Here is a 19,821-nt window from a genome sequence, read left to right on the forward strand (position 1 = left end):
TTAAATACGTTTTAAAACGATTTTTTCTGTTTCTTTTGCAATCATTGTTTTATAATATTCCTTCAACATTTCGTACTTTTCAGGAGATACAATAGCTTCATTGATTTGATGTAAAATAGCCAACTGTAAGGTATTCCCATTAGCCAATATATTAAACTTAAAAGCGCCCAGATTACTTTCCATTGTTACAGCAGCAGGAGCTGGCAATGTTTCAACCGCAAAACCATCTGGAATTTTAATTGTAATATTATATTTCTCGGCGAAAGGATAGCTAAAATCAACTGGATATTCTCTTACCTCCTGCTTGAAAGGATTTTTATCATTGGTAAAAAATAACATTGGACTTACATAAATTTTCTCTCCAATAAGCTCACAAAAATTATTTCCAGTAAATGAATAAGTTTCAACCATAGGAAGCAATATATCATTCTCATTGGTTTTAGAATATTCACTTATTTCTATTTTATTATTTCCATTTTCAAGTTTTTCTAAATATTCTTCTTCTTTAAGATTGCTTATTTTGCTTCTTGTAATCATGGCATTATAATCTACAGACTGTCTTCTGGTTTTTCCTGTTACTTTCCCATCGGCTTCAATATTGTAAGTCATAAAAACATTATCAGAAGATGTTTTTTCCGGCATTAAATTAATCTCTTCAGATGTTCCATCTTTTCGTATTAATCTTCCTGACCAGTTTAGAACTCTAAGAGGCAAAATATTTGGTGTAGAAAATTTTTCTGATGCATCTAATAAAATATATCCATTAGGAGTTTCTACTGCCGCAATTACGTAATTGAATGCCGTTCTGTTTGGAAACAAAGCAATTCCGTTTGAACGCGTACTAACTAAAACCGGATTTGCAGTTAAACCCGAGTAGCGTAACATTGCTGTCAGCATCAAATTGATATCAGCAATATTTCCTGTTTTTTCTTTGTACGCTTTTTTAACTCCGTTGTCACATCCATAACCAAAATAGTTATTCCATTTAACGTTCGATTTTACATGATTAAAAATAGTCCATATTTTCTCTTCTTGCGTTTTCGAGTCTACGAGCAGTTTTTTCAAATCTTCTTCAAAATATCCTGTTTTATTTAATTCAGGTCCAAAATCGTCATAATCATAGATTGTTTTTACCACCGAATTCCAATCTGTAGAAAAGGTCTTAAATGGTGAATTAGGATATTTTGTCATTGATAATTCTTGACTTAGACTTACAGTATAATTATCAATATTATTAACATAATTTTCATCTTTTAACGCTGGCAAGTTTTCTGCAATATAAGCTGTTCTTGTTTCTATAAAATCCAATTTTTCTTGTGAAGCACTTCCGCTCACAACTCCATTTCGGCCTTCTCTGTATGTATATTGGATTGATCTATTGTTTTTTTCTTCAATAATTTTTGGACTTACATATCCTTTAAAATTTCTATTGTAAACAAAATATTCTGGAACATACATTTTAAACTCCGAATAATTTACAGGAATTGTGCTCTGAAAATTCCAATCTCTTGGACTTCCAATACTGTTGTTTTTTATTATATATTTAAATTCAACAATAGAACCTTCTTTAACATTTGGCATAGTAAAAACCTTCTGAGCCCAATATTTATTGATTGCTTCATCAAATTCGGCTTCACCTTTTAATTTAGTTTTCTCAATTTTTCCGTTAACTAAATTATATGTTGTCGCGTCAGAAATAAGAACTTTCTCTTTAGATCCGTTTCCTGCTATATAATATCTTATTTTTTTTGTGGCCCAATCGTAGCCTTCTTTTTTATAGATTTTAATTTTAGCTGTTACTTCCAACTGCATTGTAAAACCATTGTCTTGATCGTAGTCGAAAACATTTTGTCCTTTCTCAAAAAGTATGGCCGCAACTGCCGAAGAATCTTTCGGGTGCACCTTTTGTTCAAGTTCGGCAACAGTTACTTTTCCAAGCTTGAATTCCTGCGAAATTATTTTGGGAGAAAATAATAAAATCGCAGATAACGTAAATAGTTTAATAATTTTCATTGGTAATTTTTGGTTGGTTTTGGGTTATAATTGTTAGTTTTTGGTCAATATTATTTTGGCATTATCGTTTCTAGAAATTTGTTCCATAAACAAGCGGTACTCATCATATTCTTTGCTAGAATATTTTCCTTTGTTTAACAACATAGATCTTTTGTAGGTTAGCTTGCTATTGTCTTTCTTAATGATTTCGGTTTTATATTCTCCAAATTTTCCTTTTAGCTCATAATTTGAAGGTAGAAATTCGATGCTAAAACCTTCTGGAAGATTGATTTCAATTTCATCTGTATCTAAATAACCGCGCTGGATTTGAAATGGATTTTTACGGTTTCTAATTCGTTTTACACTTCCTGTATATTGATTAAAAGCGTCAACTACAAACATCATTTTATTGCCCGAAAGCGTACCATAATTTGCTGCGCTTAATTGAACATCTTCAGTAAAACGAATATTTTCTTTATCATTTGTAAAAGTGATTTTACCTAATTTCAAATTGTTAATATTATCCCAGTAATCTTTATAATGTTCTTCTTTTTCATTTGGTGGCATCGTTTCTACTCGAGATTTAGAAGCATATACACTTCCTTGTGATGCAATTTTTAAAACACCAGAAAAATTACCAGCCTGATCGATTGTGTAAACCCCTTTTCCATCTTGTATATTTCCTTTATCATCATAGATTTTAGTTCTTACAATCTCACCGCCTTCTGGTTTTACAACCAAAACATTACGATCATCTGTAAAAGTTCCTTGATATCCAAACGGATCATCTTGACTAGTACATTCTAACCAGATGTAACTATCTTTATTAGGAATTGCCAGAATCATATGATTTCCTTGCATCGACACAAAATCAGTTTGAATATCTTCCTTGTAACGGTCACCATATAAAATCGTGTTGTACGATGGAACGTCTACAACCTGCAAAAGTGCCTTTGTATAATTTGATAATGCTTTACAATCTCCATATCCTAAGCGATCAACGTCGTTGGCCAACATCGGTTTCCAGCCGCCAATTCCAATCGCAATATTCACATATCGCGATTTTTTCTGCATATAATCGTAAATTATTTTAGCCTTCTTAACTGGGTCTTTTTCATCGCCAACCAAAGCTTTGATTTTTGTTTTTGTCTCCTCTGTTAAAACAGTTGTACCGCTTAAGATTTTATCACCATACCATTTACCAAATGCTTCCCAAGTAGTTGCATTTCCGTCAACTCCCTCTAAGTGGAAATTTTCTAACCCCATCATAACTTTAGGAAAAAGATCTGAAGGGGAAGGGCTAAGATCTTCTTGTTTTTGAGCTACAATATTTGTCGCTAAGTAACTTAAATTGGTTTCTGTGTCTGCTGTCTTTTTTATATTGAAGTCATCAAATCGGAACTCCTTTTTCTTAAAGCCCAATCCTTTTGGAAAAGTAACATTCAGCAAGCATTTTTCTATACTTACATTATAACCTCCAACAAAATACCATTTTGGTATAAATGCAGTATTCGAAGTTTCGACTTCGCACGTAAAGGCAACCGTAAAAGGATACGAAATAGGAGTATAATCTAAATAAAGCACTCTGCTATCTGAAAAAAGAGTACTTCCTCCTACCGCGCTTTGATCTTTAAAGTCTTTTCTTTTGATTTTTTTTATCTCATTCCCTAATGCATCATAAACGACAGCTTCAATATTTTTTACCGAAGTTGTTTTATCATAATGATTGTAGGCATTGATGTCTCTTAATCCTTTTTCATTTAAAACAGAAACAACTCTTTGGATCTTGATATTCATACTTCTTTGTGAAGCAATAACAATATCCATTTGGTCTAAACGAAGAACTGCATTTGCATTCTGTTTTAAACTATCTGGAATAGAAAGAATAGGATAAGTGCTCTTTTGAGCGAATGAAGTAAGGTTTATGAAGAGTAAAAATAATGCGGAAAAAAGGATTTTCATTAGTAAGGATTTTCGTCAAATATATATTATTTTCAGAAATCCTTAACAAATGTTTAATAATATTTTTACTCCCTGTTTTTGCTATCCATTACAATGGTAACAGGTCCGTCGTTTAAAAGATTTACTTTCATATCTGCACCAAAAATCCCTGTTTGCACTTTCTTGCCAAACTCTTTTTCTATTGTTTGAACAAACTTCTCGTAGGTAGGAATTGCAAAATCCGGTTTTGAAGCTTTTATATACGATGGACGGTTTCCTTTTTTTGTTGATGCGTGAAGCGTAAACTGACTAACAACAATTATATCGCCGTCAATATCCTGAACTGAGCAGTTCATAACATCGTTTTCGTCTCCAAAAATTCTCATTTTAATGATTTTACCCGCAAGCCAATCAATGTCTTCTTGCGTGTCGGCATCTTCTATTCCGACTAAAACCAATAAACCCTTTTTAATATCTGCTGTTTTTTGACTATCAACTGTTACAGATGCCTGAGAAACTCTTTGAATAACTACTCTCATTCTTTACTATTATTTTTAGCCACAGATTACACGGATTAAAAAGATTTTGATATCAACGTATTAGATGCACTGCAGTGCATCTCTACAATAAAATCATTTCCGTATTCTGTTTTGGAATTTGGAATTTAAAAATTGGAATTTATTTACTTTCTTGTTTCATCACTCGCAGCACGATCTTCTCCATAAGTATCAGTTCGATAATGCTCTTCGTCGCCTTCAAGAATTTTCAGATAGCTATTGTAGCGAGACCAAGCAATTTCGTCTTTTTCTAAAGCTGCTTTTATGGCACAATGCGGTTCTTCTTTATGTAAACAGTTGTTAAACTTACACTGATCTTTAAGTCTAAAAAATTCTGGAAAATAACCGCTAATTTCTGATGGTTCCATATCAACGATTCCGAAACCTTTAATTCCTGGAGTATCGATAATTCGGGCATCAAAAGATAAATCATACATTTCGGCAAAAGTAGTTGTATGCTGTCCTTGTTTGCTTTGTTCTGAAATGACCGAAGTTTTTAAATGAAGACTTGGTTCAAGTGCATTTACTAAAGTTGACTTTCCAACGCCTGAGTGTCCAGAGAACATGCTAACTTTACCGATCATCATTTCTTTTAGCTTGTCAACGCCTTTATTTTCTGTCGAAGAAATACGAAGACATTTGTATCCAATTTCAGAATAAATATGCTGCAAATAAAGCTGATCGTCTAAAGTCTGTTCTGTTAAAGTATCAATTTTATTAAAAACAAGTATAGCTTCAATTCCGTATGCTTCAGCTGTAACTAAAAAACGATCAATAAAACTTGTAGTTGTTGGCGGATTATCGATTGTAATCAATAAAAAAACCTGATCGATATTTGAAGCAATAATATGAATCTGCTTAGATAAGTTAACCGATTTACGAACGATATAATTTTTTCTTTCGTGAATATTATGAATCATTCCTGTTACGGCATCAGATGTTTCCTCTAATTCATAATCGACTATATCACCTACAGCAATAGGATTGGTACTTTTAATACCTTTTATTCTGAATTTCCCTTTCATGCGGCATTCGACAAAATCTCCATTTTTCGATTTTACGGTATACCAACTTCCTGTAGATTTATAAACGGTTCCTGTCATTCTTTAATTTTAGATTGCGGACTTTAGATTAAAACTAAATTCTTTGCAAAGATAAATGAATAATTTAAACCATATAAGTTATATAAGTGAATATAAACACAAGCTTTTTTATAACAAAAATCCCCATCACTTTTTTCAAAGCAATAGGGATTTTAAAAAACAATCTAATTTTAAATATGTGATATAATTAAACTCAATAACAAAAATTTTTCAATCTTAAATTATCTTATACCACTTATGTGTTTTAGAAAAAATTATGCATTGAAAATTTTCTCTTGGTGACCAATACTTTCTTGGTGAATTGCTTTAAACATTCTTAAAACGAATTCCTCAGTAAGACCTTTTTTCTCACCTTCTAGAATCATTTTTCCTAAGATTTCGTTCCAACGGTTATTTTGAAGGATCGCAACGTTTGCATCTTTTTTCACTTGACCAATTTCGTCAGCCACTTTCATACGTTTTCCTAACAATTCTAATAAGTTAGCATCTAAAACGTCGATGTTTGCTCTTAGTTTTTTCATTTTTTGGCTGTACTCGTCTGTAGTATCATCCGTTTTTCTGATAGTCAAATCTTTAATGATTTGTTTCAAAGCATCTGGAGTAACTTGCTGAGCTGCATCAGACCAAGCATTATCTGGATCGATGTGTGTTTCGATAATCATACCATCGTAGTTCAAGTCTAAAGCTTCTTGAGTTACTTCGAAAATCATTTTACGATCTCCAGTAATGTGAGATGGATCGATGATTAATGGTAAATCAGGGAATTTATTTTGCAATTCGATAGCAATTTGCCACTCTGGAATGTTTCTGTATTTTGTTTTTTCGTAAGTAGAGAAACCTCTGTGAATAACACCTAATTTCTCGATACCTGCCATGTGTAAACGCTCAACACCACCTAACCATAAAGCTAAATCTGGGTTTACAGGATTTTTAACCAAAACAATTTTATCTGTTCCTTTTAGTGTATCAGCAATTTCTTGAACTGCGAAAGGGTTTGCAGTTGTACGTGCTCCAACCCATAAAACGTCGATATCGTATTCTAAAGCTAATTTACAGTGAGCCGCAGTTGCCACTTCAGTTCCCATTAATAAACCAGTTTCAGCTTTTGCTTTTTGCAACCATTTTAATCCAATTTCTCCAATACCCTCAAATCCTCCTGGACGAGTTCTTGGTTTCCAGATTCCAGCTCTGAATACGCTTACTTTTGAATCTTTCAATTCGTGAGCGATTTTCAAAACTTGATCTTCAGTTTCTGCACTACAAGGTCCAGCTATCACAAGTGGGTGATTTAAATTGAAATCTTCTAACCACTTTCTCATTTCTTTTTTATTTTCCATCTTAATTCTAATTTACTTTTTAGTTGTTGTTAATCCGTTTAGTATTTCTTTTATTTTATTTGTGCTTTCCATTTCTTCAAAAATGGCATTATAATTTTCATCTTTTAACAAATCTCTAAACCGACTGAGATTTGCAATGTAAGCTTCTAAAGTTTCCAGAACGTGTTCTTTGTTTTGCTTAAAAATCGGTGTCCACATTGCCGGCGAACTTTTTGCTAAACGAACCGTACTTTCAAATCCACTTCCCGCCATATCAAAAATATCCTGTTCGTCTTTTTCTTTGTTCATTACTGTTTTTCCAAGCATAAACGAACTAATGTGCGATAAATGCGAAACATAAGCAATGTGTTTATCGTGCGAAACGGGATCCATATATCGAATTCTCATTCCAATTGAAGTAAAAAGATTTAATGCTTTTTCCTGTAATTTAAAAGCTGTCTTTTCGACTTCACAGATAATATTTGTCTTTCCTTGAAACAAACCTCTTATTGCTGCCGATGGTCCCGAAAACTCTGTTCCGGCAATTGGGTGCGTTGCAATAAAATTTCTTCTTTTTGGGTGATTGGCCACTGCTTCACAAATTGGTTTTTTAGTAGATCCTACTTCAAAAACAATCGTTTTTTCTCCTACGGCATCCAAAACTTTAGGTAAAACCGTTAGCGCTACATCTACAGGAACCGAAACAATTGCAAAATCTGCTTTTTGTAAATCTTCAAAGTTTCCTGCTTCGTCAATAACTCCAAGATCAATTGCTTCTTGCAAATGTTTTTCGTTATTATCGATTCCTAAAATAGTCGCATCAGGATAACGTCCTTTGATGTCTAACACCATCGAACCCCCTATTAACCCTATTCCTATTACGTATACTTTCATATTCTTTCTTTTTCCTGCAAGGTTTTAAAAACCTTGTAGGTTTATAATTAAAGCTTTCAAATTCACACCTACAAGGTTTTTAAAACCTTGCAGGAAATCTTAATACTTAAAATCGATCAATCGCTTCTTGTACTTTTTCTTCTTTTACACACAATGAGAATCTGATATATCCTTCACCGTTACTTCCAAAAATGGTTCCCGGTGTAATGAAAATATGCTTCTCATATAATATTTCGTCAATGAACTTTTCTGCTGATTCAATTCCTTCTGGCAATTTTGCCCAAACAAAAAGACCAACTCCTTCTTTATATACTTTACAGTTTAACTTTTCAGCTAATTTCTCTGTTAATTCTCTTCGGCGTCTGTAAATTTTATTTTGGTCTTCAAACCAAGACTTATCACATTTTAACGCTGCGATTGCGCCTTTTTGAATTCCGTAGTACATTCCACTGTCCATGTTGCTTTTTACTTTTAGGACTGCATCGATAATTTCAGGATTTCCTAAAACCATTCCGACTCTCCAGCCAGCCATGTTGAATGTTTTACTTAGCGAATTCAATTCTAAAGCCACATCTTTCGCTCCTTCAACTTGCAACAAACTCATCGGATTATCATTCAAAACAAAACTATACGGATTGTCGTTGATCAATAAGATGTTGTGTTTTTTAGCAAAAGCAACCAATTTTTCAAATAACGCTAAACTTCCTCTAGCTCCTGTAGGCATGTGCGGATAACCCAGCCACATAATTTTTACTTTCGAAAGATCCAATTTTTCTAAAGCTTCAAAGTCCGGTTCCCATCCATTTTCTTCTTTCAGATCATAATAAACCGGAACTGCCTGAACCAAATTGGTTACCGAAGTATAAGTTGGATAACCTGGATTCGGAATCAAAACGTGATCGCCTTCATTTAAAAAGGCTAACGAAATATGCATAATTCCTTCTTTCGAACCCATAAGAGGTAAAATCTCATTATTCGGATTCACTTCAACACCAAACTGATCACGATAAAAATCTGCCATCGCCTGCCTCATTTCTGGTAATCCCTGATAGCTTTGATAACCATGTCCGTTTTCGTCTTGAATTGCTGTAGCGACTGCTTCAATTACTGCTTTTGACGGACTCAAATCAGGGCTTCCAATTCCCATATTGATGATCGATTTTCCTTCAGACATCAACTGACGAACTTCTCTTAGTTTTGATGAGAAGTAGTATTCTTCAACTGTGTCTAATCGTTTTGCTGTTGTAATCATTGTTTTTATTGCTTTAGGCCGTAAGCTTTAGGCTTTAGGCTCTTTTAAACTCTTTAATTTATTTTTTTGACTTTAAGACTTTCGACTTTCCAACTTTATGACTAAAATTTATGACTCAGTCAAAGGTTTTGTGTTTTTATATTCTCCCAACACTTTGAAATATTCTGCCATTATGTTTAATAACGCTTTGGCTTTTGCGAAATCTTCGTATTTCTCGAATGTTACGTCTACGAAGAATGAATATTTCCAAGGTGTTTCTATTTTTGGAAGCGACTGGATTTTTGTCAAATTCAGTTTGCAATCGCTCATTACATTCAAAACCGCAGCTAAACTTCCTCTTTTATGATCTAATTCAAATTTTACAGAAGCTCTATTGATTTCGCTTTCTGGCAAAAATGAATTTTGCTTTTTAATAATTACGAAACGAGTCATATTATTTTTGATCGTTTGAATTGATGACGCAATAATATCCAGATCGTACATTTCAGAAGCCGTTACACTTGCAATTGCCGCAATTCCAGTCAATTGTTTTTCCTGAATTCTTCTTGCTGTTTCAGCTGTATCTTTATCCTCAACCAATTTGATATTTGGATATTGTTTCAAGAAATCCATACACTGCAAAAGTGCCATTGGGTGCGAATGAACTTCTCTAATATCTTCAATTTTCTGACCTTTTAAAGCCATTAAATTCTGCTGAATGTTTAAATAATGCTCTCCAATTATGTGTAAATTATTCTTGTCAATCAATGCATAATTTGGGATAATTGGCCCTGCAATTGAATTTTCGATCGCCATTACAGCTTGATCAGATTTTCCGGCAATAAGGCTGTCGATCAATTCTTCAAAAGACAAACATTCATCAATATCCACATTTTCAGAGAAATACTCTTTTACAACCTGATGATGAAATGATCCTTTAATACCTTGTATTGCAATTTTCGTTGTCATATAGTCAAAAAAAAATCCTGATTTGCATCAGGATTGTATATTAGTTTTATTTGTCTTAAAATTTTTCTCAAATAACCATAGCACAATCCTCACTTCTACTAAAGAAGAAATAAAAAGAGTTGCTAAAATAAAAACGGTTACTTGCCATTTTGTTTGTGTTTTGTTTTAAATTCTCTGCGAATGTATAAATTATTTTTAGTGCACCAAAAAAAAGATTGCATTTTATGAAACAAAAAGGGATTTCTTAACAAATTTAGCAGGTTTTGTATGATAATATAAAAAAATCGGCTTAAAATGAGAATATTAAAATGAGTTTCTGAGGTTTTAAGATGCTGAGGATCTAAGTTTTTTTTGCCACGAATTCACAAATTGACTCAAATCATTATGATTATAAAATATAATTTCACAGATTTTCCAAATAAAATTCGTGAATTCGTGGCTATAAAAAAAGCAGCTATCATTACAATAACTGCTTTTCGTATATCAAATTAAAAATCTAAAATCTACAATCTAAAATAATTAAGATCCGCACATTTCACAATCTTCAGGATCTGCAGCTTGTGCTTTTAAAAGCATCGCTTTGTAATCCTCAACGCTGATTGCCTCAGTTTCCTGAACTAAAGATGGTGCTGTCTCTTCTTTTTTATCGTTGTTTAATGTAAATTTAATCGCATCTACAGCCGCTTTTGTTCTTAAGTAGTACATTCCTGTTTTTAAACCAGACTGCCAAGCGTAGAAGTGCATTGACGTTAGTTTAGAATAGTTTGCATCCTGCATGAATAAGTTCAACGATTGAGACTGATCAATGAAATATCCTCTTTGACGAGACATATCAATAATATCTTTCATCGACATTTCCCAAACTGTTTTATAAAGGTCTTTTAAGTCTTGCGGAATCTTATCGATATTTTGAACAGATCCATTATGACGCATAATTTCTTGCTTCAAATCTTCGTTCCATAAACCAAGTTTTACTAAGTCTTCTAGTAAATGTTTGTTTACTACGATAAATTCTCCAGACAATACACGACGAGTGTAAATGTTTGATGTATATGGTTCGAAAGCTTCGTTGTTTCCAAGAATCTGAGAAGTAGATGCAGTTGGCATTGGTGCAACCAACAATGAGTTACGAACTCCATGCTCTACAACTTCTTTTCTTAATGAAGCCCAGTCCCAACGGCCAGATAATTCTTCATCTTTCATTCCCCACATATTGTGTTGGAATTCTCCTTGTGACATTGGCGAACCTTCGAAAGTTGAATACGGTCCTTCTTCTTTTGCCATTTCCATAGAAGCGGTTACAGCAGCAAAGTATAAAGTTTCGAAAATCTCTTGGTTCAGTTTTTTAGCTTCATCACTTGTAAACGGCATACGCAACATAATGAAAGCATCTGCTAAACCTTGCACACCTAAACCAACTGGACGGTGACGCATGTTAGAATTTTCAGCTTCTTTTACTGGATAGTAGTTTCTGTCGATTACTTTATTCAAGTTACGAGTTACACGTTTTGTAACATTGTAAAGTGCTTGGTGATCAAATTCTCCATTATCAATAAACATTGGTAATGAGATAGAAGCCAAGTTACAAACTGCAATTTCGTCTTTAGATGTAAACTCCATAATCTCTGTACACAAATTAGAAGAACGGATAGTTCCTAAATTCTTGTGGTTCGATTTACGGTTTGCTGCATCTTTATATAACATATAAGGAGTTCCTGTCTCAATTTGAGATTCTAAGATTTTCTCCCATAATTCACGTGCACGGATTGTTTTTCTACCTTTTCCTCTAAATTCATAATCTGTATATAATGCTTCGAATTCTTCTCCGTAAACATCATATAGTCCTGGACATTCGTTAGGACACATTAAAGTCCAAGTTGAATCTTCCTGAACACGTTTCATGAATAAATCTGAAGTCCACATTGCGAAGAATAAATCTCTCGCACGCATTTCTTCTTTTCCTGTGTTTTTCTTTAAATCTAAGAAATCAAAGATATCAGCATGCCAAGTTTCGATGTAAATCGCAAAACTTCCTTTACGTTTTCCACCACCTTGATCTACGTAACGAGCCGTATCGTTGAAAACTCTCAACATCGGAACAATTCCGTTTGAAGTTCCGTTTGTACCGCGAATGTAAGATCCTGTCGCACGAACATTATGAATAGATAGTCCAATTCCTCCCGCTGACTGCGAGATTTTTGCTGTTTGTTTTAATGTATCATAAATACCATCAATACTATCATCTTGCATTGCCAAAAGGAAACAAGAAGACATTTGAGGTTTTGGAGTTCCTGCATTAAACAACGTTGGGGTTGCATGCGTAAAGAACTTTTTAGACATTAAGTCGTAAGTTTCAATAACCGATTTTAAATCGTCTAAGTGAATACCAACAGAAACACGCATTAACATGTGCTGTGGACGCTCAACAATTTTTCCGTTTATTTTAAGAAGATAAGAACGTTCTAAGGTTTTGAAACCAAAGTAATCGTAATTAAAATCTCTTGTATAAATAATATGAGAATCTAAAAAAGCAGCATTATCCTGAATCACTTTGTAAACATCATCTGCAATTAATGGAGCATCCTGTCCATTTCTTGGATTTACGTAGTGATACATATCTTTCATCGTTTCTGAGAAAGATTTTTTAGTATTTGAATGTAGATTAGAAATAGCTATACGAGCTGCTAATTGAGCATAATCAGGATGCGCAATTGTCATAGAAGCCGCTGTTTCTGCTGCAAGATTATCCAATTCAGAAGTCGAAACCCCATCATACAATCCTTCGATAACTCTCATGGCTACCTTTACTGGATCTACGAGCTCATTCAAGCCGTAACACAATTTTTTGATTCTTTCTGTAATCTTATCAAACATTACGGGCTCTCTGTGGCCATCTCTTTTTACTACATACATAAGCTTACCTTTTATAGTTATTGAAAAAATGAAAGTAACTAGAGAACGAACTCTAGTACTTAAACATTGCGTGTTTTTAAATTAATTTTAGAGAATTACCAAATTCTCAATAGTCACTCGTTTCAAATTCGAAAATCGAATTTAAATGCGTCAAAAATTGCTATTGAACCTGCGACTTGGGGAAAGAGATTCAACCTTAAAATATTCCTGTAATCTTTTTTAGCGTCTCTAGAAGATAGACGCTAAAAGTATTCTTTGTTGTCTAAAAATCTGCATCGAATGAAATTTTTTGAGCATCGCTGTCATTGTTCATCACACCTGACTTTTGATACTCTGCAACACGTTTTTCAAAGAAATTAGTTTTTCCTTGAAGAGAAATCATGTCCATGAAATCAAACGGATTCGCTGATCCATACACACGCTCGCAACCTAATTCTACTAATAATCTATCAGCAACAAATTCTAAATATTGCGTCATTAAAGTAGCGTTCATACCAATTAAACTTACTGGAAGAGATTCTGTAACAAATTGTCTTTCGATATCTAAAGCATCAACGATAATTTCTTTAATTCTTTCTTTTGGAACTTTGTTTACTAAATGGTGATTATGCAAGTGAACTGCAAAATCACAGTGCACACCTTCGTCACGAGAAATCAACTCATTAGAGAAAGTTAAACCTGGCATTAAACCACGTTTTTTCAACCAATAAATAGAACAGAAAGCGCCTGAGAAAAAGATTCCTTCAACTGCAGCAAAAGCAATAAGCCTTTCAGCAAATGAATCTGACTCGATCCATTTTAAAGCCCATTCTCCTTTTTTTGCAATAGCTGGGAATACTTCCAAAGCATTAAACAATTCTGTTTTTTCTGCTTCGTCTTTAACGTATGTGTCAATTAATAAAGAATATGTTTCACTATGAATGTTTTCCATCATGATCTGGAAACCATAGAAAAATTTAGCTTCAGCATATTGAACTTCGTTTACAAAGTTCTCAGCAAGATTTTCGTTTACGATTCCGTCAGAAGCCGCAAAGAATGCCAAAATATGCTTAATGAAATATCTTTCGTCGTCATTAAGTTTATTATTCCAATCTGTCAAGTCTTGGTGCAAATCGATTTCTTCAGCAGTCCAGAAACTAGCTTCCATTTTTTTATACCATTCCCAAATATCATGATGTTTGATAGGAAAAATAACGAAACGATTTTTATTTTCTTGTAAGATTGGTTCTACTTGAGACATGACAATTTTTATTTAATTTTTATACCGAATTTTTTACTAATTCAATAGACTACAAAGATTGTCAATTAACGCCAAAAATGAAAGTCAAACTTATTCACAATTTGCTGTAGTTTTTAACAACGTTAATTTTTTGAAACATTTTTCATACAATAATCAAAATACTGTAAATGAATTATTTATACAAAATAATTAAAGCTCATAGCCCGTAAAATATAGACTTTTAAATATAAAAAACAAGAAATTTTGAATAGTTTTAAAAAGTTTTTTTTGAGTCAAAATTTTATTTTTTCGAGTCAAAAAAGCGCATAAAAAAAGCCTATCAAATAGGCTGTTTTTTTATGAATTTTTATGCTCTTCGGCTACTTTTTCGAGCTCCAAATACCAATCTTCGCCAAAGCGTCTAATAAGCGCCTCTTTCACAAATTTGTATACCGGAACTTCTAATTCTTTCCCTAACGAACAAGCGTCATCGCAAATATCCCATTTATCGTAATTTACCGCTGCAAATTCTGTGAAGTCTTTTACACGAATTGGGTATAAATGACAAGAAACTGGTTTTTTCCAGTCAACTACTCCCTGATTATATGCTTGCTCGATTCCGCATAACGCAGTTTTTCCGTCAAAAATTACATACGCACAATCCTTATTATCAATAAGCGGAGTTTCAAGATCTCCATCAGTTCCTTTTACCCAAGTTCCTTGAGCTTCGATTGCTTCAATTCCTTCTTTTCGTAAAAAAGGTTTCACTTTTGGATAGATTTCTTCTAATATTTTGGTTTCAGCCTCATTCAAAGGCGCCCCCGCATCTCCATCAACACAACAAACTCCTTTACAAGCAGACAAGTTGCACACAAATTCTTTTTCCAGAATGTCCTCTGAAATAATAGTTTTACCTAACTGAAACATGATATTAAATACTGTAATTTATAAAGCGCAAAGATAGTCAAAGAAAACAGATAAAACACTGTAAATGTTTAACCGCAAAGTGCGTAGGAGAATTACGCAATCCCGATAGCTATCGGGAGCAAAATATTATTAATTTTTAGCCTTGCGGACTTTGCGTAATTTCTTTGCGAATCTTTGCGGTTAAATTATCAATTGTTATAAATATCACTTTTTTAACCAATAAAACATGTTTTTATAACAAAAATACATTGTGTCGAAAAAACACCTAACTTTATTAACTACTTTTGCAGCAGTTTTTTAAACCCTAAAAATCAAAGCGATATGTTAGAAATCGATTTTAAAGAAATCATTACCGTTAGTATGGTGCTTTTTGCCGTAATTGATATTGTTGGCTCAATTCCGATTATTGTAAATTTAAGAGCTAAAGTCGGACACATCGAATCTGAAAAAGCTTCTATTGTAGCAGGAGCTATTATGATTGTTTTTCTTTTTGTTGGGGAAGGTTTACTAAATTTAATTGGTATCGATGTTCATTCGTTTGCCGTTGCAGGATCGTTTGTATTATTCTTTCTTGCTTTAGAAATGATTTTAGGAATCAGAATTTATCGTGATGAAGAACCAGGTTCTGCTTCTATCGTGCCTTTGGCTTTTCCTTTAATTGCCGGAGCAGGAACTATGACAACTTTATTATCGCTTCGTTCTCAGTTTCATACCATTAATATTATCATTGCAATTGTATTGAATATCACCTTGGTATACATCGTTTTAAAGTCTTCAAAAAAAATAGAAAATCTATTGGGAGAGAACGGACTTGGAGTGGTTCGCAAGACATTTGGAGTGATACTTTTAGCAATTGCTGTTAAATTATTCGCTGCTAATGTTAAAGGTTTGTTTGTCTAAAATTTATTTTTATACATTTACCCCGTAAAATTTCTAAAATACAACTTTAAGGCAATTTCTCCATAAAGTTTTACTTTATTATTTTAGGCAAAAACAAAACAACCTTATGAAAATTTTCACTTCAATCTTAGTGCTTTTGGCATTAGCTTTAATTGTTTTTAATATTACGCTATTAGACTTTCAAAACCCTTTTCAAGGAGATAGTATGGTAGCTTTTATTGGAATCGCCGCTTCATTTTGCGCTGTTTTGATTCTTTTGATTTTTAGAATTTCGAAAAGAATTGAAGAAAAAATGAATGACAACAGATAATATGTTTGATGTTTTAATTATTGGCGGAGGAGTATCTGGAATGTCTTGTGCTCTAGTCTTAGGATCCGCAAAAAATAAAACTTTTGTTACTGACAAAAAAATAGGAATTTTTACTCATCAGAAAAATTCTTCTTTACAAGAGGCAATATTTTACAACGCTTACGGAATTACTCCAGGAAAATTAGGTTCTGAGCTTCTAACTGAAAGTACACAGGATTTAGCAACAACTTACCCACATATTACTCAGATTCCAAATGAGAAAGTAATGAAAATTGAGGGCAGTTATCCTGAATTTACAGTAGTGACCAACAAGAATTCATACAAAACAAAAAATATCGTGGTCGGAATTGGTTCAGCCAATACTTTCGACATTGAAGGTTTAATGCAATTTGTTGAACCTCACAAAAAAGCACTTCCAGAAAAACAACGAATTCAACTAAAAAACGAAGATCATAAAGTTGCTGACGGCATTTATGTAATCGGAACTTTAGCCGGATGGAGAAGTCAATTGGCAATTGCTGCCGGAAGTGGCGCTGCTGTAGCAACAGATATTCTTACTTTATGGAATAACGGCGTGCAGACTCACGCTCACGATAGTATTCGATAAAATCATTAAACCAGATAAGTGATATAAGTTCATTTAATCTATACGCAAAGTATAATGTGAACTTATATCACTTATATGGTTTATTTTTTTGAGTGACTTTTTTTATTTAACCGAAACAATTTCTGTCACTTTAATGTGATTTTCGTCCTCACTTTTCCATTTTTCTCCTTTTACAGATACTACATCTCCAATTTTTAATTGTTTGTAGTTTTGAGGTCCACCAACGTTTACAATGCTAATTGTGGCAAAATAAACTTCTTTAGCATCTGTTGTAATTTTGGCTGTGTAGCCGTCTTTACCAGCTTCTATACCATCCACTTTTCCTGAAACTACAGCATTTGTATCGTTTTTCATAGTTGTGCAAGAGATTACAAAAGTCATTAAAAGCACTAGAAAACTTATTCTTTTTAGATTTTTCATTTTTAAATATTTAAATGTGTAATAATCTCCAAGATTACTATTTTTTCTTTAGCCACAGATTAAAAAGATTAAAAGGATTTTATAATCCGTGTTAATTTTTTTAATCTGTGGCTTCATATTATTTCAAAATTATGCCAGCTGGACGCAGCTTCCTGCAATAACCTTTAGATTTTTTCCTATTTTTTTCCAAACTCTTATGTATTTGAAAACTCCGTTAATCGGATTGCCATCATAAGACCCATTTAATGCGACTGTAACAGTAACTACGGCCGAATCTCCAATTATATTAACGATTTGATCAGAACCTTCCAAAGAATCAATTTTAATCTTTCCAGAACGGTAGGTCTGTAAATCGAAATCTTTAGTGATGGTTTGTCCGTCTGGCATATTGAACAATAAATCATCATGAAGAATTGTATCCAAAGCCAAAACATCCGATTTTTTAATGGCAGTTAGAAGTTCGATTTCTGCATTAACAACGGTTTCTATTTTCATGATATAAAGATTGAAGTTATTTCTTTGGAGCTAGAATTGTTTTCATCATGGCATCTTCTTTTAAGATTACATCATAATAATACAATTCTCCATAAAGCTGTCGGGCGAATTCAGCGGTAATATAACGGTTCACAAGTGCTTTCGTTTTATCCAATTTCAAATCTAAACCTGTCATTAGGATATAATTCTTGAATTTTTTGAAATACACATCTGAAGTTTTCATTTTAGCTAAAAACCCAGCAAAACTATCTCCTGCAAAAGCATTTCTGTTTTTGTCTAATTCTTCAAAAACAAAATGACCAACAATTCCTGTTTGCAATAAATAAGCAACATTTTCATTTCCGTGCTCTGCTTCGATTGGAACAAAAACATCAGGAACAATTCCGCCGCCACCGTAAACAATTTTACCTTTCGGAGTTTTAAATTTTAAAGAATCGGCCACTTTTATGCTATCTTTTGCATACAATTCGCCAGTTGCGATTCTAGATTCAGATTCTTTAAAATATTCTTCATTTCCTTTTTTATATGGCTTCTGAATGGATCTTCCTGTCGGAGTATAATAACGTGCTACAGTTAATCGTACTGCAGATCCGTCATTGAAATCCATTTCTCTTTGAACTAGACCTTTTCCAAAAGAGCGCCTTCCGACAATTATTCCGCGATCATTATCTTGAATTGCTCCAGCTAAGATTTCGCTTGCAGAAGCACTATTTTCATTAATTAAAACATAAACCTTACCTGTTTCAAAACTTCCTGCTTTTGTGGCGTATGTTTTTTCGGTAGAACCGTTTTTACTTTTTGTGAAAACGATTAATTGTTTGTCTTTCAAAAATTCATCTGCAATGGCAATCGCTTCTTCCATATAACCGCCTCCATTGTCGCGAAGGTCAATTACAAGGGACTGAATTCCTTTTTGTTTTAATCTCGTTAAACCTGTTTTGAACTCGTTGAAAGTAGTTTCTGCAAAACGGTTTATTTTGATGTAACCTACATTATCCCCAACTAACAAAGAAGCATCAACACTCTTAATCGGAATGATATCTCGTTTTACTTTAAACTTTAATTTCTTTTGTTCTGATTTTCTAAAAACAGTCAATTCAATTTCTGAACCTTGAAGGCCTTTTAATTTAGAAAACAAACTATCAGAAGGCAATTTTCTGCCATATAATTTGGTTTTTCCTGCAAATAAAATACGATCGCCAGATTTTATTCCCGCTTTAGCTGAAGGACCGTTTTCGACTGGCTTTATAATCGCTACCGAATCTTTATACATATAAAAATTGATTCCGATTCCGACGAAATCTCCTTTCATGCTTTCGGCAACCTCAGCCTGTTCACTTGGCGGAATATAAACTGAATGCGGATCTAATTTAGAAAGTATATTATCGACTGTAAGGTTTACAATCGAATCGGTATTGACGCTATCAACATATTCGGTATTGATAAAATCAATAAGTTTATTAAGCTTGGTTTTAGAGTAATTTTTAGCCAAAAGTTGGTCGCTTGCAGGAGCATTCATAAGGCTTCCGGCAATTGTTCCAAGGGCAAAAGTTGCTCCTATTACGATCGGCAAATATTTCGAATTAAATTTCATTACTCTTCCAAAACAGGAATATGTTCTACTTCTACACCTGCTTTTATTAAAAATTGAATTCCAGAATCGTCACGATATCCATCTTTGTACACCACTCTTTTTATTCCTGACTGATGTATTAATTTACTGCATTCTTTGCAAGGCGAAAGCGTGATATACAATGTTGCGCCTTCACAAGACTGAGTCGATCTAGCTACTTTTAGAATGGCATTTGCTTCGGCGTGTAAAACATCCCAGCGGGTTAATCCGTCTTCGTCTTCGCAACAATTTTCAAATCCAGATGGCGTACCATTGTAACCATCAGAAATGATCATTCTGTCTTTTACGATAATAGCTCCAACTTGTTTACGTTTACAATAAGAAAGCAAACTCCACTCTTTTGCAATTCTCAGATATGCTTTATCGTATTTATTCCGTTTTTTTACTTCCATTT

18 protein-coding genes are annotated in these 19,821 nt (G+C 33.4%); 3 read left to right on the forward strand and 15 right to left on the reverse strand.

Features of this window, described 5'->3' with window-relative positions:
- From AC1Q5Z_RS07020 to AC1Q5Z_RS07070, 11 genes are all read right to left on the reverse strand, one after another.
- Positions 1-2,013 (reverse strand): DUF3858 domain-containing protein, encoded by a 2,013-nt coding sequence (locus AC1Q5Z_RS07020; protein WP_492444140.1) that lies wholly within the window; start codon positions 2,011-2,013, stop codon positions 1-3.
- Positions 2,014-2,046: 33 nt separating this feature from the next.
- Complete coding sequence (locus tag AC1Q5Z_RS07025) at positions 2,047-3,954, reverse strand: DUF3858 domain-containing protein (RefSeq protein WP_343589203.1); 1,908 nt, start codon at positions 3,952-3,954, stop codon at positions 2,047-2,049.
- A 65-nt stretch (positions 3,955-4,019) separates the two neighbouring features.
- Entirely contained in the window at positions 4,020-4,472 is a 453-nt protein-coding gene (gene dtd, locus AC1Q5Z_RS07030) for a D-aminoacyl-tRNA deacylase (RefSeq protein ID WP_343589201.1), read from the reverse strand.
- A 143-nt stretch (positions 4,473-4,615) separates the two neighbouring features.
- The gene (gene rsgA, locus AC1Q5Z_RS07035; protein ID WP_198855475.1) at positions 4,616-5,593 is read right to left on the reverse strand and encodes a ribosome small subunit-dependent GTPase A; all 978 of its coding nucleotides are present in this window, start codon (positions 5,591-5,593) and stop codon (positions 4,616-4,618) included.
- 254 nt (positions 5,594-5,847) lie between these two features.
- Positions 5,848-6,930 carry a bifunctional 3-deoxy-7-phosphoheptulonate synthase/chorismate mutase type II gene (locus tag AC1Q5Z_RS07040; RefSeq protein ID WP_091494827.1) on the reverse strand — a complete coding sequence of 361 codons (1,083 nt, stop codon included), beginning with the start codon at positions 6,928-6,930 and terminating at the stop codon, positions 5,848-5,850.
- A 12-nt stretch (positions 6,931-6,942) separates the two neighbouring features.
- Positions 6,943-7,803, reverse strand: a complete 861-nt coding sequence (locus AC1Q5Z_RS07045) for a prephenate dehydrogenase (RefSeq protein ID WP_492444141.1) — start codon at positions 7,801-7,803, stop codon at positions 6,943-6,945.
- A 106-nt stretch (positions 7,804-7,909) separates the two neighbouring features.
- On the reverse strand, positions 7,910-9,055 hold the full coding sequence (locus AC1Q5Z_RS07050) for a pyridoxal phosphate-dependent aminotransferase (RefSeq protein ID WP_343589196.1): 1,146 nt from the start codon (positions 9,053-9,055) through the stop codon (positions 7,910-7,912).
- Between the two features lie 108 nt (positions 9,056-9,163).
- Positions 9,164-10,003 (reverse strand): prephenate dehydratase, encoded by an 840-nt coding sequence (locus AC1Q5Z_RS07055; protein WP_111425077.1) that lies wholly within the window; start codon positions 10,001-10,003, stop codon positions 9,164-9,166.
- A gap of 519 nt (positions 10,004-10,522) precedes the next feature.
- Positions 10,523-12,916, reverse strand: coding sequence for a ribonucleoside-diphosphate reductase subunit alpha (locus AC1Q5Z_RS07060; protein ID WP_492444142.1), 2,394 nt, complete (start codon positions 12,914-12,916; stop codon positions 10,523-10,525).
- Between the two features lie 262 nt (positions 12,917-13,178).
- Entirely contained in the window at positions 13,179-14,156 is a 978-nt protein-coding gene (locus AC1Q5Z_RS07065; RefSeq protein ID WP_198855471.1) for a ribonucleotide-diphosphate reductase subunit beta, read from the reverse strand.
- 336 nt (positions 14,157-14,492) lie between these two features.
- Positions 14,493-15,062 carry a DUF3109 family protein gene (locus tag AC1Q5Z_RS07070; RefSeq protein WP_492444143.1) on the reverse strand — a complete coding sequence of 190 codons (570 nt, stop codon included), beginning with the start codon at positions 15,060-15,062 and terminating at the stop codon, positions 14,493-14,495.
- A 321-nt stretch (positions 15,063-15,383) separates the two neighbouring features.
- Between AC1Q5Z_RS07070 and AC1Q5Z_RS07075 the strand changes: the two genes are divergently transcribed.
- From AC1Q5Z_RS07075 to AC1Q5Z_RS07085, 3 genes are all read left to right on the forward strand, one after another.
- The gene (locus AC1Q5Z_RS07075; RefSeq protein ID WP_492444144.1) at positions 15,384-15,962 is read left to right on the forward strand and encodes a MarC family protein; all 579 of its coding nucleotides are present in this window, start codon (positions 15,384-15,386) and stop codon (positions 15,960-15,962) included.
- Positions 15,963-16,068: 106 nt separating this feature from the next.
- Complete coding sequence (locus tag AC1Q5Z_RS07080) at positions 16,069-16,272, forward strand: hypothetical protein (RefSeq protein ID WP_095928256.1); 204 nt, start codon at positions 16,069-16,071, stop codon at positions 16,270-16,272.
- Position 16,273: 1 nt separating this feature from the next.
- Positions 16,274-16,879, forward strand: a complete 606-nt coding sequence (locus AC1Q5Z_RS07085; protein ID WP_308854053.1) for an FAD-dependent oxidoreductase — start codon at positions 16,274-16,276, stop codon at positions 16,877-16,879.
- A gap of 102 nt (positions 16,880-16,981) precedes the next feature.
- Here the strand turns inward: AC1Q5Z_RS07085 and AC1Q5Z_RS07090 are convergent, their stop codons facing one another.
- From AC1Q5Z_RS07090 to AC1Q5Z_RS07105, 4 genes are all read right to left on the reverse strand, one after another.
- Positions 16,982-17,299 carry a hypothetical protein gene (locus tag AC1Q5Z_RS07090; protein WP_343589187.1) on the reverse strand — a complete coding sequence of 106 codons (318 nt, stop codon included), beginning with the start codon at positions 17,297-17,299 and terminating at the stop codon, positions 16,982-16,984.
- 129 nt (positions 17,300-17,428) lie between these two features.
- Positions 17,429-17,794, reverse strand: coding sequence for a nuclear transport factor 2 family protein (locus AC1Q5Z_RS07095; protein WP_286967770.1), 366 nt, complete (start codon positions 17,792-17,794; stop codon positions 17,429-17,431).
- 16 nt (positions 17,795-17,810) lie between these two features.
- The gene (locus tag AC1Q5Z_RS07100; RefSeq protein ID WP_343589183.1) at positions 17,811-19,388 is read right to left on the reverse strand and encodes a S41 family peptidase; all 1,578 of its coding nucleotides are present in this window, start codon (positions 19,386-19,388) and stop codon (positions 17,811-17,813) included.
- Positions 19,388-19,819: a deoxycytidylate deaminase gene (locus AC1Q5Z_RS07105; protein WP_248728441.1), complete on the reverse strand. Its 432-nt coding sequence runs from the start codon at positions 19,817-19,819 to the stop codon at positions 19,388-19,390. Before AC1Q5Z_RS07105 ends, AC1Q5Z_RS07100 begins: the two co-directional genes overlap by 1 nt.
- Between the last annotated feature and the right edge of the window lie 2 nt (positions 19,820-19,821).

Source organism: Flavobacterium sp. GW823-FHT06G12 (assembly GCF_058794775.1).

Bases quoted from the DNA above. Each gene is read 5' to 3' on its own strand.
- AC1Q5Z_RS07020 (WP_492444140.1), bottom strand. From the start codon at position 2,013: ATGAAAATTATTAAACTATTTACGTTATCTGCGATTTTATTATTTTCT.
- AC1Q5Z_RS07025 (WP_343589203.1), bottom strand. From the start codon at position 3,954: ATGAAAATCCTTTTTTCCGCATTATTTTTACTCTTCATAAACCTTACT.
- dtd (WP_343589201.1), bottom strand. From the start codon at position 4,472: ATGAGAGTAGTTATTCAAAGAGTTTCTCAGGCATCTGTAACAGTTGAT.
- rsgA (WP_198855475.1), bottom strand. From the start codon at position 5,593: ATGACAGGAACCGTTTATAAATCTACAGGAAGTTGGTATACCGTAAAA.
- AC1Q5Z_RS07040 (WP_091494827.1), bottom strand. From the start codon at position 6,930: ATGGAAAATAAAAAAGAAATGAGAAAGTGGTTAGAAGATTTCAATTTA.
- AC1Q5Z_RS07045 (WP_492444141.1), bottom strand. From the start codon at position 7,803: ATGAAAGTATACGTAATAGGAATAGGGTTAATAGGGGGTTCGATGGTG.
- AC1Q5Z_RS07050 (WP_343589196.1), bottom strand. From the start codon at position 9,055: ATGATTACAACAGCAAAACGATTAGACACAGTTGAAGAATACTACTTC.
- AC1Q5Z_RS07055 (WP_111425077.1), bottom strand. From the start codon at position 10,003: ATGACAACGAAAATTGCAATACAAGGTATTAAAGGATCATTTCATCAT.
- AC1Q5Z_RS07060 (WP_492444142.1), bottom strand. From the start codon at position 12,916: ATGTATGTAGTAAAAAGAGATGGCCACAGAGAGCCCGTAATGTTTGAT.
- AC1Q5Z_RS07065 (WP_198855471.1), bottom strand. From the start codon at position 14,156: ATGTCTCAAGTAGAACCAATCTTACAAGAAAATAAAAATCGTTTCGTT.
- AC1Q5Z_RS07070 (WP_492444143.1), bottom strand. From the start codon at position 15,062: ATGTTTCAGTTAGGTAAAACTATTATTTCAGAGGACATTCTGGAAAAA.
- AC1Q5Z_RS07075 (WP_492444144.1), top strand. From the start codon at position 15,384: ATGTTAGAAATCGATTTTAAAGAAATCATTACCGTTAGTATGGTGCTT.
- AC1Q5Z_RS07080 (WP_095928256.1), top strand. From the start codon at position 16,069: ATGAAAATTTTCACTTCAATCTTAGTGCTTTTGGCATTAGCTTTAATT.
- AC1Q5Z_RS07085 (WP_308854053.1), top strand. From the start codon at position 16,274: ATGTTTGATGTTTTAATTATTGGCGGAGGAGTATCTGGAATGTCTTGT.
- AC1Q5Z_RS07090 (WP_343589187.1), bottom strand. From the start codon at position 17,299: ATGAAAAATCTAAAAAGAATAAGTTTTCTAGTGCTTTTAATGACTTTT.
- AC1Q5Z_RS07095 (WP_286967770.1), bottom strand. From the start codon at position 17,794: ATGAAAATAGAAACCGTTGTTAATGCAGAAATCGAACTTCTAACTGCC.
- AC1Q5Z_RS07100 (WP_343589183.1), bottom strand. From the start codon at position 19,388: ATGAAATTTAATTCGAAATATTTGCCGATCGTAATAGGAGCAACTTTT.
- AC1Q5Z_RS07105 (WP_248728441.1), bottom strand. From the start codon at position 19,819: ATGGAAGTAAAAAAACGGAATAAATACGATAAAGCATATCTGAGAATT.